This window comes from Vibrio sp. HI00D65, assembly GCF_001635455.1.
Classification (GTDB): Bacteria; Pseudomonadota; Gammaproteobacteria; order Enterobacterales; family Vibrionaceae; genus Vibrio.
In genome coordinates this window covers 70,003-84,934 of the sequence record NZ_LWEH01000005.1, presented here as the reverse complement: position 1 = coordinate 84,934, position 14,932 = coordinate 70,003, and the positions used below count along the sequence as shown (strand labels likewise).

At 43.9% G+C, this 14,932-nt stretch carries 11 protein-coding genes and 1 pseudogene; 7 read left to right on the top strand and 5 right to left on the bottom strand.

Annotated features, from left to right (window positions below):
* Positions 1-31 precede the first annotated feature (31 nt).
* Both A3712_RS01365 and A3712_RS01360 read left to right on the top strand, forming a co-directional pair.
* A complete protein-coding gene (locus A3712_RS01365) occupies positions 32-1,780 on the top strand; it encodes a formate--tetrahydrofolate ligase (protein WP_063521957.1) in 1,749 nt (582 codons plus the stop codon).
* Positions 1,781-2,016: 236 nt separating this feature from the next.
* The gene (locus tag A3712_RS01360; protein ID WP_063521956.1) at positions 2,017-3,921 is read left to right on the top strand and encodes a sensor domain-containing diguanylate cyclase; all 1,905 of its coding nucleotides are present in this window, start codon (positions 2,017-2,019) and stop codon (positions 3,919-3,921) included.
* 61 nt (positions 3,922-3,982) lie between these two features.
* Here A3712_RS01360 and A3712_RS01355 read toward each other — a convergent pair.
* Positions 3,983-4,566 (bottom strand): annotated as a pseudogene (locus A3712_RS01355) (HAD hydrolase-like protein).
* A gap of 87 nt (positions 4,567-4,653) precedes the next feature.
* Between A3712_RS01355 and arfB the strand changes: the two are divergent.
* Positions 4,654-5,064 (top strand): alternative ribosome rescue aminoacyl-tRNA hydrolase ArfB, encoded by a 411-nt coding sequence (gene arfB / locus A3712_RS01350; RefSeq protein WP_063521955.1) that lies wholly within the window; start codon positions 4,654-4,656, stop codon positions 5,062-5,064.
* A gap of 68 nt (positions 5,065-5,132) precedes the next feature.
* On the opposite strand, the gene A3712_RS01345 is transcribed toward arfB, so the two are convergent.
* Entirely contained in the window at positions 5,133-5,450 is a 318-nt protein-coding gene (locus A3712_RS01345) for a helix-turn-helix transcriptional regulator (protein WP_063521954.1), read from the bottom strand.
* Positions 5,451-5,651: 201 nt separating this feature from the next.
* On the opposite strand from A3712_RS01345, the gene A3712_RS01340 reads away from it, so the two are divergent.
* Complete coding sequence (locus A3712_RS01340) at positions 5,652-5,975, top strand: hypothetical protein (RefSeq protein ID WP_063521953.1); 324 nt, start codon at positions 5,652-5,654, stop codon at positions 5,973-5,975.
* Between the two features lie 113 nt (positions 5,976-6,088).
* Here the strand turns inward: A3712_RS01340 and A3712_RS01335 are convergent, their stop codons facing one another.
* From A3712_RS01335 to A3712_RS01325, 3 genes are all read right to left on the bottom strand, one after another.
* Entirely contained in the window at positions 6,089-7,162 is a 1,074-nt protein-coding gene (locus A3712_RS01335; RefSeq protein WP_063521952.1) for a S1 family peptidase, read from the bottom strand.
* Positions 7,163-7,423: 261 nt separating this feature from the next.
* Complete coding sequence (gcvT, locus tag A3712_RS01330) at positions 7,424-8,557, bottom strand: glycine cleavage system aminomethyltransferase GcvT (RefSeq protein ID WP_063521951.1); 1,134 nt, start codon at positions 8,555-8,557, stop codon at positions 7,424-7,426.
* 448 nt (positions 8,558-9,005) lie between these two features.
* On the bottom strand, positions 9,006-9,629 hold the full coding sequence (locus A3712_RS01325) for a helix-turn-helix domain-containing protein (protein WP_063521950.1): 624 nt from the start codon (positions 9,627-9,629) through the stop codon (positions 9,006-9,008).
* A gap of 439 nt (positions 9,630-10,068) precedes the next feature.
* On the opposite strand from A3712_RS01325, the gene A3712_RS01320 reads away from it, so the two are divergent.
* The 3 genes from A3712_RS01320 (at position 10,069) to gcvP (ending at position 14,762) form a co-directional block, all read left to right on the top strand.
* Complete coding sequence (locus A3712_RS01320; protein WP_063521949.1) at positions 10,069-11,361, top strand: serine hydroxymethyltransferase; 1,293 nt, start codon at positions 10,069-10,071, stop codon at positions 11,359-11,361.
* Between the two features lie 50 nt (positions 11,362-11,411).
* Positions 11,412-11,792 carry a glycine cleavage system protein GcvH gene (gene gcvH, locus A3712_RS01315; RefSeq protein WP_063521948.1) on the top strand — a complete coding sequence of 127 codons (381 nt, stop codon included), beginning with the start codon at positions 11,412-11,414 and terminating at the stop codon, positions 11,790-11,792.
* 90 nt (positions 11,793-11,882) lie between these two features.
* Positions 11,883-14,762, top strand: a complete 2,880-nt coding sequence (gcvP, locus tag A3712_RS01310) for an aminomethyl-transferring glycine dehydrogenase (RefSeq protein WP_063521947.1) — start codon at positions 11,883-11,885, stop codon at positions 14,760-14,762.
* Positions 14,763-14,932: the final 170 nt, after the last annotated feature.

The following is a 14,932-nucleotide window of genomic DNA, read 5'->3' as shown; positions in this document are numbered from 1 at the left end:
CCACCTTTCGGTTCTGATATAAGGATCAAATATGCTGTCTGATATCGATATTTGTCGCTCGACTCCACTTAAAAACATCAGTGAGGTTGCCAAGCACGCTGGCCTACAAAACAATGAACACCAGCCATTAGGGCAATTCAAGTCAAAGGTGTCTCTAGCATCACTCGAACGCCTATCTCAAAAGCCAGACGGAAAATTGGTTGTCGTGACAGCAATTACACCAACACCACTTGGTGAAGGAAAGACCGTGACGACTATCGGTTTAGCACAAGGATTAGCGAAGATTAACCAATCAGCAATGGCGTGTATTCGCCAGCCTTCCATGGGCCCTGTATTTGGTGTTAAAGGTGGTGCTGCTGGCGGTGGTTATTCTCAAGTTGCTCCTATGGACGAGTTGAACCTCCATCTGACTGGTGACATCCATGCCGTGACAGCCGCTCATAACCTTGCCTCTGCTGCTATTGATGCACGCTTATATCATGAACAGCGTGAGGGCTTACAAGCATTTGAAAGTCGCTCAGGATTGAAAGCACTGGATATAGACCCTAGCAGAATCGTTTGGCGACGTGTACTCGATCATAATGACCGTGCCTTACGTATGATTACCGTGGGTAAAAACGAAACGGGTAAAACGATCAACGGCTATGAACGCGAAGATGGATTTGATATCTCAGCTGCCTCAGAGCTTATGGCTATTTTAGCACTGGCCGATGACCTGCAAGATTTACGTAAACGTATCGGTCGTGTTGTACTGGCATACAATAAACAAGGTCAGCCTTTAACCGCAGAAGACTTTGATGTTGCAGGTGCAATGACAGTAACAATGAAAAACTCTATCGAACCAACATTGATGCAGACACTTGAAGGGGTTCCGATACTTATACACGCAGGCCCTTTCGCGAACATTGCTCATGGTAACTCTTCGATAATTGCAGATAAGATCGCACTGAAACTCAGCGACTTCGTTGTAACTGAAGGTGGATTTGGTTCAGATATGGGCTTCGAAAAGGCCTGCAATATCAAAGTCAAAGCATCTGCTAAGAAGCCCGATTGCGCGGTAGTCGTAGCGACATTGCGTGGACTCAAGGCGAACTCTGGTTTGTATGATTTGAGACCAGGAACACCACTACCCGATTCGCTCTTCAGTAACGACAACGACGGGTTACTCTCTGGCTTTGAAAACCTAAAGTGGCATATCAATAACGTTAAGCAATACGGTGTGCCTACCGTAGTCGCGATCAACCGCTTCCCGCAAGATTCACAACAAGAACTCGACAAATTGAAACAGCTGATTATAGAGTTCGATAGCAATGTCGCTGTAGAAGTCAGTGAAGCATTTGGCCAAGGCGGTGACGGCGTTACTAAACTTGCACAAGCGGTTGTCAAAGCATGCCAAAGTGACAGTGACTTTAAGCCACTCTACGAAACAGCTCAAAGCTTAGAAGAGAAACTCATGGCGGTTGCGGAAATTGGTTATGGTGCAGCGAGTATTACACTTTCTCCGAAAGCAAAGCAGCAGTTGTCTGAATTTAAACAACACGGCTATCAAGACCTGTCGGTATGCTTGGCTAAAACACCACTTTCTATTTCAACGGAAGCACATATCAAAGGCGCACCAAGCAAATTTGATGTGCCCGTAAGAGAACTAAAACTGTGTGCAGGTGCTGGTTTTATTTACGCTTTATGCGGCAATGTAATGACCATGCCCGGGTTACCAGATAAACCGGCATTCATGTCGTTAGATATTGATAGTTATGGAAATATTGTGGGCCTTAGTTAGACACCTTTATCCAGATAAATTTCGAAATATCGGGATTTAATCACCTCGTTTTTCGGAGCACTATTCTATATTGAGCAATCATTTTATCGTTAAGTGATTGCTCATCAATCAAGCCAAACTGCACAAAGTTGCACTAAAACCACACTAATATTAAAATCTTGTTTTAAGTTCTGGGTAAAGATCACATTAAAATCCTATAAGATATATAGTATTGCGCTGATTCTTTGAGGACAGTGATGAATACAAGTATAAAAAAACTAGTCGGCCAATTTCTGTGCACCATATTTGCCCTAGGATTAGTCCCTGCACTCTATATCAACTCTGAATTCGATAGAGTCGAAGCCCAGCACGCGCTAAACATAAAACAATCTAGCCAAAACCAAATTGAGTATAGCTTTCATGAGTTCGCTGTCATTGTTGAACAAGCCTTCAACTCCGTTCCCTCTATCGCAGATTCCAAAACGTTACTTCGAGCGATTAAAGAGCCGTCGGTCATTCACACAGAGGCACTACAAGACCTTTGGGTAATGCTTGCACGTGGCCAAAATTACTATTCTCAATTACGTTATCTTGATTTAACCGGTAATGAAGTGTTCCGAATCAATTATAAAGATGGTCAGGCTTTAGTTGTTCCGGAAAACGAACTTCAAGATAAATCATCACGTAGTTACTTCTCCGCACTCCAAGAACTTAAGATCGGTGAGGTCAGAACTACAGGCATCGATCTTGAAGTCGAAAACGGTCAGATAGTTCGCCCGTTGATACCGGCGCTGCGCATTATGGCCCCTGTCACTGACAGTCATCGCATTATTGGCTACTTCATTGCTAACTTAAACATGTTAGAAATCTATAAACGCCTTCAGTACCAAATCGGAGACTCCTCTGCTGTCCCAGTGCTTCTCAATAAGACTGGTCACATCATCATGGGGCCAGATCATTCAAAGTCATTCGGTAATGTTATTGACTCTCGCTCAGACCAAACCTACGCCAAGCTGTATCCTAAGCTTTGGGCTGCGATAAAGGACGACACATCGTTTAACTACTTTGATGGTACAAACTGGTATTTTCACACTGATATCAGCACCAAGATCAAGCAGTTTAAAGGCCCTATCTACATGGTATTTCACATTAAGAGTCAACAGTTTAATAGCCAGTATCAACGTGAAAACCACGCTATTGTCATACAGATCATTACCCTGACGGTTTTAATATCAATGATCTCAGCAGGTTTTGTACTGTGGAACAGAAACCACAAGAAGAACAGTATCGAAAGCCAGCTAGCAAAAGCTGCGATGAATTGCATGTCGGCGTTGGTTATTACTGACAGTAATAACCGCATCATCAAGGTAAACCAAGAGTTTACCCGAGTCAGTGGTTATAAGTTAGCAGACGTAAAAGGCAACCAACCTTCAATGTTTGCATCAGGGCGTTACAACCAAGATTTCTACACCAAAATGTGGAGTGCTATTCAAAGACAAGGCATGTGGGAAGGTGAAGTCGTCAACCGCCGTAAAGACGGCTCGTTGATTACTGAGATACTCCGCATCCAAACCATTAAAGATGCTAAAGGCGTAATAAAATTTTATGTCGCGTCATTTGTTGATATCAGCAAACACAAGGAACTAGAGAATAAACTTAGAAACTTGAGCGAAAAAGATGCGTTAGCAGGGTGCTGGAACCGACGAAAGTTTGATCTGGAGCTGCGCAATGAATGCTCCCGTATTAATCGTTACCCTACCCGAGAACATTCTTGTTTGGCGATCCTAGATATTGATAATTTCAAACGCATTAACGATAGGTTTGGTCATGACTACGGCGATCGAGTGATTCAAACCGTTGCACAAGTATTACAACGTGAGTGTCGTGAAACCGACTTCGTTGCTCGTATTGGTGGTGAAGAGTTTGCCGTTATTCTGCCTCACACCACAACAGAAGACGCTGACTACGTACTCAATAGACTGCGAATTGCGGTTAATATTGAGCTAGACACTGTTGTTACCGTTAGTGCTGGTATCACGAATCTAACTGGAGACCCTACCCTAAACTATAAATGTGCCGATCTAGCGCTATACGAAGCGAAAGCCGCAGGGCGTGATAGCGTATGTCTGTTCTTAGACACCGAAATGAGTGAAATCGCCTAGCACGTAATAACACCTAAGCGGGCTCACATCTTGATGCTAATCAGTTCGGCGCAGAGTGAAATTATAACGTATCTTCATCCATCACTAGAATACGGTCCATTTGGGCAGCGTGAGCAGCTTGTTTACCAAGGTCCGCACCTTCAAACACCACGCATTGCTCCAGTTGTAGTCCCATTCCAAAATCCGCTTCTAAGAAGGTATCAGGGTTCTGCTTATAATTCTTGCCGACTGTAGTCGTAACAATAATATCGAGTTTACTAAGAATTTTCGTCTTTTCAAGCACTGCTCCGCGCTTTTAAACTGGCTTCCTGTTCCAACCGCAATCTTCTTATTTCCTAAATCTTCGAGTAATAACGAATGTATACAAGGGATGAAATCCCATTTGTCTTCAATCGCCGCGAATGATGCCATCTTAAACTTAGACACCGCCTGCAGGTCGAGAGACAAACCGTATTTACTGTTCACTTAACCTGCTATTTTGTAGCTCGGCATGCCACTTAAGCTGTCCAGCCAAGATGCTTCAAAGTGAAATCCATACTCCTGTGCCGTTTGCTGCCAAGCCTGGACATGAGCCGGCATTGTGTCGCTCAACGTACAATCCATATCAAAGATTAATCCTCCATATATCGTTAAGTCTATTTTCACCTCTGTTACCACTCTTTAAGAAAGTTACTGATACCATAACCAATATTCAGTATCATGACGCCAAATTACGGTCCAAAATGGAAGTTTATGTTACAAATATCTAATTCTGTATCAATTCAAGACTGGGAACTTCAGTTAACTGCGATCAGAGCTCAAGGCGCGGGAGGCCAAAACGTCAATAAGGTTTCAAGCGCAATACATCTACGCTTCGATATCAAGCACTCTACTCTGCCCGATTTCTACAAAGAAAAGCTGTTAGCCTTCAAAGATAGCCGAATTACTAAAGACGGTGTGATCATCATTAAAGCGCAACAATACAGAACTCAGGAACATAACCGAGAAGATGCGTTAGTACGCTTGAAAGCACTGATATTGGAAGCAACAAAGGTTCAAAAAGTAAGAAGAGCGACTAAGCCGACGCGAAGCTCGCAAAGAAAACGCTTAGAAAACAAAAAACAGAGAAGCACAACTAAGCAACTAAGAGGAAGAGTGAGCTAGCTGTTTCCTTCCCCATAGTGAACCCTCTACCATACTCGCTTTACTCCCACTGTTTCACGTGTACATATTCACTGTGGCTTTTTAAACGCGAGAATTAGCTTTATCAGCAACATGCGTTCTTCATTTGTGAGCAAACGACTCACCGCAGCGACGTCTTCTGCCGTTGCATGAGAAGCGCCAACAACATCTAATACCACATCTAGATCTGTCGCTTTCAATGTCCTAATGATCGAGCGATACTGCGACATTTTAATATCCGCTTCACCACGTTCGATGCGCTGATAAGTTTTAAGGCTCATTCCTGCGCTAGTAGACAGCTTCTCTTGCGACAAATTAGCGCGCTTCCTACGCTCGATGAGCGCCATGACAATCGGCTCTTGTGACATAAGCTTACTCCCACTAGACAGTTATGACCTATATTCAGCAAGAAGCAGACCATATTGACTCACTCATGTTTACATAAGTCATTAAAGGCATATTATTCGTTCCCTAAAAAACCTTACGTATCATAAACATTTACACATACGTCTATAACAGCTATTCAGGCTAGTAAACTTGATTAACCAAGTCTTGGGAAATAGTAGAAATTGCATATTGCGAACAAGAAAGAAGTCGAGTTGGAAATTGCGAATAACTACAAATTAGCGTTTCCTTGTATAAAGCAGGCTTTAGATTCAAACACAACACGTGCCGATATTATCGAAGTTCAGCACAGACTTCTTACTTACAAAGAGGTCTTACTCCACGGCGATATGCTAGAACGCAAAGAGCTTAAACGTGTTTTTTCCGCTTTAAGTACTAATGAGAAAAGTGTCGCGCAAGGCGGAATAAGAAGCATCAATGGTGCTATTAAAGAAATAGATGAGATAATCGAAAGATACAGTAGGAAGACCAATGTAGTGTTGGCGTAACCACCAACGTCAACATAGCTATATAAAACACCGTCAAAAACTCAGCAATACAGAATCAAAAAAGTCGACGTCATCGTTCGATGAAACGTCGACTTATTCAAAGCAATCAACTTCTAGCGTTTAAGCGCTTTTCTCACACCAGCGATCAACATTAATATGCCTAATAAACCGAACGAAACGCCGCCACCACTGCTAGAGCCTGATGAATTACGAGCATTCACATAAGCAGTACGCTTAGCATCTGTAGAGACAAATTTAGGCGTTTCATTGCCAGCAACTACACTATCAATCCAAGCTTCATAGTCGAGGATCTCGGTGAATACAGATGTCACTTTCACGCCCGAAGTTATACTACCGCCACCACAAGTTTCAGTGCCAAAACTGGTAATACCTACTTGTCGGTAGTCAGCACCATCCTTCCAATACACTGGCCCCCCTGAGTCGCCCTGGCATGTACCACCATATAGCCGAGTGAACACACTATAATCACCAATAAAACAGAGTTGATTATCAGTTAACGCAGAACCATCTATAAAGGCTGAAGCACAAGTACTGTTATCCACGTAGTTAAGTGGCGCTTTCTGTAATATCGTTGTGGCATCAAAGTCAGATTCTGTATTACCATGTCCAACTGCAACAAAGTCATTTACACCAATACGGTAGCTATCATCTGAAGGACGTTTAACTACGTCATTAACAGAGTCAATGTTCAATGCACTTTCAAGCTTTAAAACAGCAACGTCGTTACGTAGAAGATCACTTAGGTTATCGGAGTAGTCACTTCGATAGTAAACTTCAACTACGCGCGATTTCTGGATATTACCATTAGGAAATTCAGACGTATCTTCAAGTTGCGGTACCACTATTGTAAACAGCTGACCTTCTTCATTACCGTAGATACAGTGGGCGGCGGTCAGAATATGAGTCGGGTCTAAAATGGTTGCGCCGCAATAGGCACCTGTTGAGTACACACCATCATAATCAATGCGATCGATAAACAAACTCGCCATTGAAGGGAAATCGCTAACTGATGCATCGCTACCATTAACAATATAAGGAGTCACACTCACGTTAGGAGAAACTTCAACCGAACTTTCTGCCGCCATAACACTTGCTGTACACATTAATGAAGCCGAAAGCCCAACTATGGCCTTACGAACCGGACTTACTGTATGGCTCACATTCATAGATAACTCCTTGTAACCCCAACTACTTATTAACAAATTTGATGAATAGACACCATAACACGTACCAGCCATCATTATAGTAAGTATTTGTAACGATATTGCCGCACCTCCTAATTTATAGACGAATTTTACAGCCTGACCACAATTGTTCTATTGAGTCTTGTATACGGTCCAAAAAACAAAAGCCTACCGTTAAACATCCCTAAAAAGAGAAGCTAACAATAGGCTTTAGTTATACTTTGTAATTTCTCTTAATAGAGATTAGCCACGGTAGTAACGTTGAGGTACGAATGGCATTTTTTCTACTGTCATTGGTAACTTCTTACCACGAACTTCAGCAAATACCTCTGTACCGATAGCCGCTAGATCAGTGCGTACATACGCCATTGAAACAGGCTTACCCGCGTTAGGGCCAGCAGTACCACTCGTGACCACACCTACTTTGTTTCCTTCCGCATCGAACAGCTCAGCGCCTTCACGTACAGGAGCTTTAGTTTGTCCCACTAGGCCAACACGCTTACGTTGAACGTCTTTAGTTGCGATTTGTTCAAGGATGATACCAGCACCTGGGAAACCGCCAGCACGCTCACCGTCAGTGCGACGAACCTTTTGAATACCCCACAGAAGGCTAGCTTCTACAGGTGTTGTCGTTGTATCTAGATCGTGACCGTATAAGCATAGACCACATTCAAGACGAAGTGAGTCACGCGCACCAAGGCCAATCCACTCTACTTCAGCTTCTGAGGTTAGTTTACGTGCTAGTGCTTCAGCATGATCGTTCGGTACAGATATTTCGTAGCCATCTTCACCCGTGTAACCGCTGCGGCTTACGATGCATTCAACACCGTCAACATCAACTTTTTGAACATCCATAAATAGCATGTCTGCAACGCTTGGTTGGAAACGAGCAAGAACTTCAGCCGCCTTAGGGCCTTGAAGTGCTAATAGTGCACGGTCATCAATCACTTCCATCTCTACATCTGCAGGAAGATGAGCGGTAAGGTGATCGATGTCTTGTGTTTTACAAGCTGCGTTAACAACAACAAATAGATGATCACCTAGATTTGCGACCATAAGGTCGTCCATGATGCCGCCCTGCTCGTTAGTAAAGAACGCGTAGCGCTGCTTACCAGAAGGAAGATCGATAATATCGACAGGTACTAAAGATTCTAAAACAGCGGCTGCGTTTTCACCGTGCAGACGCAGTTGCCCCATGTGAGAAACATCAAAAAGACCAGCAGCGTCACGAGTATGTAAGTGCTCTTTCTTTACACCTAGTGGATACTGAACTGGCATGTCGTAGCCAGCGAAAGGAACCATTTTTGCGCCCACTTCTACGTGAAGTGCGTGCAGAGGTGTTTTTAGTAGGTCTTGATTAGCGTGTTCTTGAGTCATTTTCTTCTCCATGAAGCGTTGCAGGCTTTCCAACGTCGAGTCTGCCGCTTATATCTCTATTTAGAGTCGCCTCTAACGATATGGATTAACGTTAGAAACAGTAGATAGTAAAAAGTGATGTCTTATATATAGGCTTATATCGTCAGCGTTATAAAAACAGACAGCTGTACAAAACCTCTACAACTCACTTTCTAAGAATTCACTTCAGTAAACTTCAATCAACATGAGTAAACCGTGTTTACTATAGTAAACAAGCCTGAGTCAGTTTTACACCCTTAACAAGATTAAAACAGCTCAAAATGTGACATTTAACAATTTAAAAACAATTTTCAATTGCATAAAAAAACGCGATATTGATGTTTTTCACAGCACTATCGCGCCTTTTGGCAAACGTTAGAAACAAAAGCAAACGTTTGCATTCACTATAAGAAATTCTAGCTTTGTTAACTTATTTTGCAGTCACCCATAAAATAAGAGCATCTTCTGTACTGATGGAAATCAACATGTGGCCCATGTTTGCGTCGTAATACATGCTATCCCCTTCGCTCATCGGTACAGGTTCATAGAATTCTGAGTAGAACATCACATCACCGGAGATAACCATCAAGAACTCTTCACCATCGTGGCGAACCCAATCGTTGTACTCTTCAAAAGTACGAGCTCTAACACGGCTTTTGAATGGCATCATCTTTTTATTGGAAAGCTCAGTCGCCAGTAATTCATGCTCGTAAGTTGGTGTTGGGTGAGGTTTACCCTGGCCTGCCTTAGTTAAGTCACGACGCCCCGTAGCAACTTTTTTCCTTGGTGGTTCAAAGAGTTGCGGCATGTCGATTTGCAACCCCATTGCCAGTTTCTGCATTGCTTGAAACGTTGGCGAAATTTGTTCGTTCTCAATCTTACTCAACGTAGAGCGTGCCAAGCCAGTACGTTGGCTCGCCTCTTCTAACGTAATACCTAACTTACCGCGGATATCTTTAATACGCTGACCAAGCTTAAGTGGCTCGATATTCTGATCTAACGTTTCCTTCGCTAACGTTAAAGATGGGTACTCATCATAAATGTCTTCTGACATAGGTCCCTCATTCATTTCTTGCTTCCTGTCTAATAGATTCATTGTTGCATGAAGCGCTTTGTTGATTAAAGAGCACACAGGGAAATAAAGCGTGCTCCCTGTAGCAAAACCAGAAAAACTGTTTCCTATTGGAAATTTTTGTTGAAAATTGATTTTATCGGAGCTATGTTATCGACTTGTTAGATGAAGAGATGCTACTTCAGCTTGTCGCAAGTGATAGATTTAACATTTGTAAGAGCTGTTTTTTACCCGATATTTTGGGAACCAATTCGTGCTGCATTGACCCTACAACGATCGCTTTGACGCTATGGTCGTATAAATAATAAGCAACTCACTATTTATACACCTACATAACGCAAACGATACCGATGCAGAAATCAACGTAAGACCTAATGGACTATAAAAAAAATCACCATTAGCTTAATGAAAGGTCTCGACAATGAACGCTTATCAAAACCATAGCTTAGACAGTTTTTTCTCTACGAACCTATCTGCGACTGACGACGCAGTATTTGCTGGAATCCAAGCAGAGAACACTCGTCAAAACGAACAAATCGAACTTATTGCTTCTGAGAACATCGTTTCTAAAGCAGTAATGCAAGCTCAAGGCACTTGCCTTACCAACAAATACGCAGAAGGCTACCCAGGCCGTCGTTACTACGGTGGTTGTGAGCACGTAGATACAGTAGAAGCTATTGCGATTGAACGTGCTAAACAGCTATTCAAGTGTGAATACGCGAACGTACAACCTCACTCAGGCGCTCAAGCGAACGGCGCAGTTAAACTTGCCCTGCTTCAACCAGGCGACACTATCCTTGGTATGTCTTTAGACGCTGGCGGCCACCTTACTCACGGTGCACGCCCTGCTCTTTCTGGTAAATGGTTCAACGCAGTTCAATATGGTGTAGACCGTGACACACTAGAAATCGATTACGAAGCGGTACGCGCTCAAGCGATCGAATGCCAACCAAAAATGATTATTGCTGGTGGTAGTGCTATCCCACGCGTTATCGACTTCGCTAAATTCCGCGAAATCGCCGACGAAGTTGGCGCTATTCTAATGGTAGATATGGCACACATCGCTGGTCTTATCGCGACAGGTGCTCACCCTAGCCCACTACCACACGCACACGTTGTAACGACAACAACGCACAAAACTCTTCGCGGCCCACGCGGCGGTATGATTCTGACTAACCACGAAGACATCAATAAAAAGATCAACTCTGCAGTATTCCCTGGCCTACAAGGCGGGCCATTAATGCACGTAATTGCGGCTAAAGCTGTAGCATTTGGTGAGGCACTTGGCCCAGAATTTAATACTTATATTAATTCAGTGATCGATAACGCAAAAGTTCTTGCTGAAGTGTTGCAAACTCGCGGTTGTGATATTGTGACTGGCGGAACTGATACGCACCTAATGCTGGTTGACCTTCGCCCTAAGGGTTTGAAAGGTAACATAACTGAAGAAGCATTAGAGCGTGCGGGCATCACATGTAACAAAAATGGCATACCATTCGACTCAGAGAAGCCTATGATTACTTCGGGTATCCGTTTAGGTACGCCAGCTGGAACCAGTCGTGGTTTTGGCACTGAAGAATTCAAACTTATCGGTGAATGGATCGGTGATGTTCTTGATGGCTTAGTTGAAAGCCCTGAAGGCAACGCTGAAGTTGAGCAGCGTGTTCGCAAGCAAGTTAAAGAGCTTTGTAAACGCTTCCCTCTTTACCGTTAATCCGTTTTAAAATTTAAATTAAAACCTCATAAATTTTTGGAGAATAAGCAATGGACAATACACTTAAGTTTGCAGACAGCCACGAGTGGGTAAAAGACAACGGTGACGGTACTGTAACTATCGGTATTTCTGAGCACGCTCAAGAGATGCTGGGTGACGTCGTGTTTGTTGACCTGCCTGAAACTGAAGACGAAATCGAAGCTGGCGAAAGCTTCTCTCTAGTTGAGTCAGTTAAAGCTGCTTCTGATATCTATGCACCAATCTCTGGTGAAATCGTAGAAATCAACGAAGAACTAGAAGATAGCCCAGAGCTAATCAACGAAGAACCTTATGAAGGTGGTTGGATTGTTAAAGTGAAGATGTCTGATGCGTCTGAACTAGACAACCTTAAAGATGCGGAAGATTACCTTAGCTCTATCGAAGAAGACTAATAGGTAACCTCATTACGATAAAGCTGCTCTTGTGAGCAGCTTAATTTTAGGGGCTAGCTCACGGCTCCAGAGAGAAAGTAGAACGATATCATGACTGAATTACTTCAAAGCCAATTACTGAAAGACTTGGGTACACAAAACGAGTTTGTTGCTCGTCATAACGGCCCAAATAAAGCAGACCAGCAAAAAATGCTTGAAACGATCAACGCGACTAGCCTAGACGCACTGATCGACGAAACGGTTCCTGCACAAATCCGTCTTGAAAAACCAATGACACTTGCTGCGCCACTGAGCGAAATGGACATGCTGACCTCTCTTAAAGAGATCGCTAACCTAAACCAAGTGAAACGTACTTTCATTGGCCAAGGCTACTACAACACATTCACTCCAAACGTTATTCTACGTAACGTTTTAGAGAACCCAGGCTGGTACACAGCGTACACACCATACCAACCAGAGATTTCTCAAGGTCGCCTTGAGTCTCTGCTTAATTACCAACAAATGGTCATGGACCTTACAGGTATGGAAATCGCGAACGCGTCTCTTCTTGATGAAGCGACAGCGGCTGGCGAAGCGATGACACTTTGTAAGCGTGCTGGTAAAAGCAAGAGCAAAGTATTCTTCGTTGCTGACGATGTTCACCCTCAAACACTAGAAGTTGTTAAAACTCGTGCTGAGTACATCGGTTTTGAAGTAATGGTTGGCGCTCTTGAAACACTTCCAGAGCAAGACGTATTTGGTGCACTAGTTCAATACCCAGGTACAACAGGTGAAGTACGTGATCTAACAGACATTATTGCGAAAGCTCAAGCTAACAAAACACTAGTTACAGTTGCTACTGACCTACTTGCTTCTGCTTTACTAAAGCCTGCCGGCGAAATGGGCGCAGACGTAGTTATCGGTTCAGCACAACGTTTCGGTGTTCCTATGGGCTACGGTGGTCCACACGCTGCATTCATGGGTACTCGTGAAAAGCATAAGCGTACAATGCCAGGTCGTGTAATCGGTGTTTCGATCGATACGCACGGTAACCAAGCGCTACGTATGGCGATGCAAACTCGTGAGCAACACATCCGTCGCGAGAAAGCGACATCGAACATCTGTACAGCTCAAGCACTTCTAGCAAACATGGCGTCTTTCTATGCGGTTTACCACGGTGCAGAAGGCCTACGTACTATTGCTCGTCGTACACACCACATGACAGCTATCCTAGCAGCCGGCTTGACTAAAGCAGGTTACGAGCTAACGAATAACAGCTTCTTCGATACCATCACTATAAACTCAGAAGAGAAGACAGATGCACTGTACGCAAAAGCGCAAGCAGCAGACATTAACTTACGGCTACTTCCAGGTAAGATTGGTATCAGCTTAGACGAAACAACCACAGTAGACGATGTGAATGCCCTATTCGCTATCTTCGACGTGAAAGAAGACGTTCAAGCACTTTCTTCTGACATTGCATCAAACGAGTTTGCAGCAATTCCAGAAAACTGCCGTCGTGAATCTCAGTTCCTAACTCACCCAGTATTCAACACGCACCACAGCGAAACGCAAATGATGCGTTACCTAAAACAGCTGGAGAATAAAGACTTCTCACTAACGCACGGTATGATCCCACTGGGCAGCTGTACGATGAAGCTGAACGCTGCTGCTGAGATGATCCCAGTAACATGGCCTGAGTTTGGTTCTATTCACCCATTCGCACCTCTAGAGCAAGCGGCTGGTTACACAGCACTAGCGAAAGATCTTAAAGAGAAGCTATGCGAAATCACCGGTTACGACGATTTCTCACTACAGCCTAACTCTGGTGCATCTGGCGAATACGCAGGTCTAATCGCGATTCAACGTTACCACGCAAGCCGCGGTGAAGCTCACCGTAACGTTTGTTTGATTCCAAGCTCTGCGCACGGTACTAACCCTGCAACAGCATCAATGGTTTCAATGAAGGTAGTGGTTGTTAAGTGTGATGAAGATGGCAACATCGACATGACAGACCTAGCAGCGAAAATCGAGAAGCATAAAGACAACCTATCAAGCATCATGATCACTTACCCTTCTACGCACGGCGTATACGAAGAACAAGTGAAAGAAGTGTGTGAACAAGTACACGCAGCGGGCGGTCAGGTTTACCTAGACGGCGCGAACATGAACGCTCAGGTAGGTCTAACTTCACCTGGCTTCATCGGTTCAGACGTATCTCACTTGAACTTACACAAAACATTCTGTATCCCACACGGTGGTGGCGGTCCGGGTATGGGTCCAATCGGTGTTAAATCGCACCTAGCACCTTTCCTACCAGGTCACATCGAAAATGGTGTACAAGGTTCTGACTACGCGGTATCAGCAGCAGATTTGGGTAGTGCTTCAATCCTACCTATCTCTTGGGCTTATATTGCAATGATGGGCGAACCTGGCCTAACAGACGCGACTAAAGTTGCGATTCTGAACGCGAACTACGTGATGGAAAAACTACTTCCTCACTACCCTGTTCTTTACCGTGGTACTAACGGCCGCGTAGCGCACGAATGTATTATCGATATTCGTCCACTAAAAGAAGAAACAGGCATCAGCGAAGAAGATATTGCTAAGCGTTTAATGGACTTCGGTTTCCACGCACCAACTATGTCTTTCCCAGTAGCTGGTACGCTAATGGTTGAGCCAACTGAATCAGAAGATTTAGAAGAGCTAGACCGTTTCTGTGAAGCGATGATCGCAATCCGTCATGAAATGGCAGCAGTGAAAGCGGGTGAATGGCCACTAGACAACAACCCTCTAGTGAACGCACCGCACACACAAGTTGATTTAGCTGGCACAGAATGGGATCGCCCTTACTCTCGCGAGCTTGGTTGTTTCCCATCGAAAGCAACGAAGTACTCGAAGTACTGGCCAACGGTTAACCGCGTAGACAACGTATACGGTGACCGTAACCTTATCTGTTCTTGCCCAAGCATCGATAACTACGAAGACTAATTCGTAGCGGCGCTAAGCAGCAAAACATAACAAAAGGCGAACCAAATGGTTCGCCTTTTGTGTTCTGAAATCTCATAAAAAACACATTGACCTTACCGTAAGGGAAAGGTTTAAGGTGAATAAATCCAATGAAGAATGAGGAAACAATTATGGGATGTTGCAATAAAGCG

What these genes read in the sequence shown, in the direction of transcription:
- A3712_RS01325 (WP_063521950.1), bottom strand. Translation starts at nt 9,629, where the DNA reads ATGTCAGAAGACATTTATGATGAGTACCCATCTTTAACGTTAGCGAAG.
- gcvH (WP_063521948.1), top strand. Translation starts at nt 11,412, where the DNA reads ATGGACAATACACTTAAGTTTGCAGACAGCCACGAGTGGGTAAAAGAC.
- A3712_RS01365 (WP_063521957.1), top strand. Translation starts at nt 32, where the DNA reads ATGCTGTCTGATATCGATATTTGTCGCTCGACTCCACTTAAAAACATC.
- A3712_RS01345 (WP_063521954.1), bottom strand. Translation starts at nt 5,450, where the DNA reads ATGTCACAAGAGCCGATTGTCATGGCGCTCATCGAGCGTAGGAAGCGC.
- arfB (WP_063521955.1), top strand. Translation starts at nt 4,654, where the DNA reads ATGTTACAAATATCTAATTCTGTATCAATTCAAGACTGGGAACTTCAG.
- A3712_RS01360 (WP_063521956.1), top strand. Translation starts at nt 2,017, where the DNA reads ATGAATACAAGTATAAAAAAACTAGTCGGCCAATTTCTGTGCACCATA.
- gcvP (WP_063521947.1), top strand. Translation starts at nt 11,883, where the DNA reads ATGACTGAATTACTTCAAAGCCAATTACTGAAAGACTTGGGTACACAA.
- A3712_RS01335 (WP_063521952.1), bottom strand. Translation starts at nt 7,162, where the DNA reads ATGAATGTGAGCCATACAGTAAGTCCGGTTCGTAAGGCCATAGTTGGG.
- gcvT (WP_063521951.1), bottom strand. Translation starts at nt 8,557, where the DNA reads ATGACTCAAGAACACGCTAATCAAGACCTACTAAAAACACCTCTGCAC.
- A3712_RS01320 (WP_063521949.1), top strand. Translation starts at nt 10,069, where the DNA reads ATGAACGCTTATCAAAACCATAGCTTAGACAGTTTTTTCTCTACGAAC.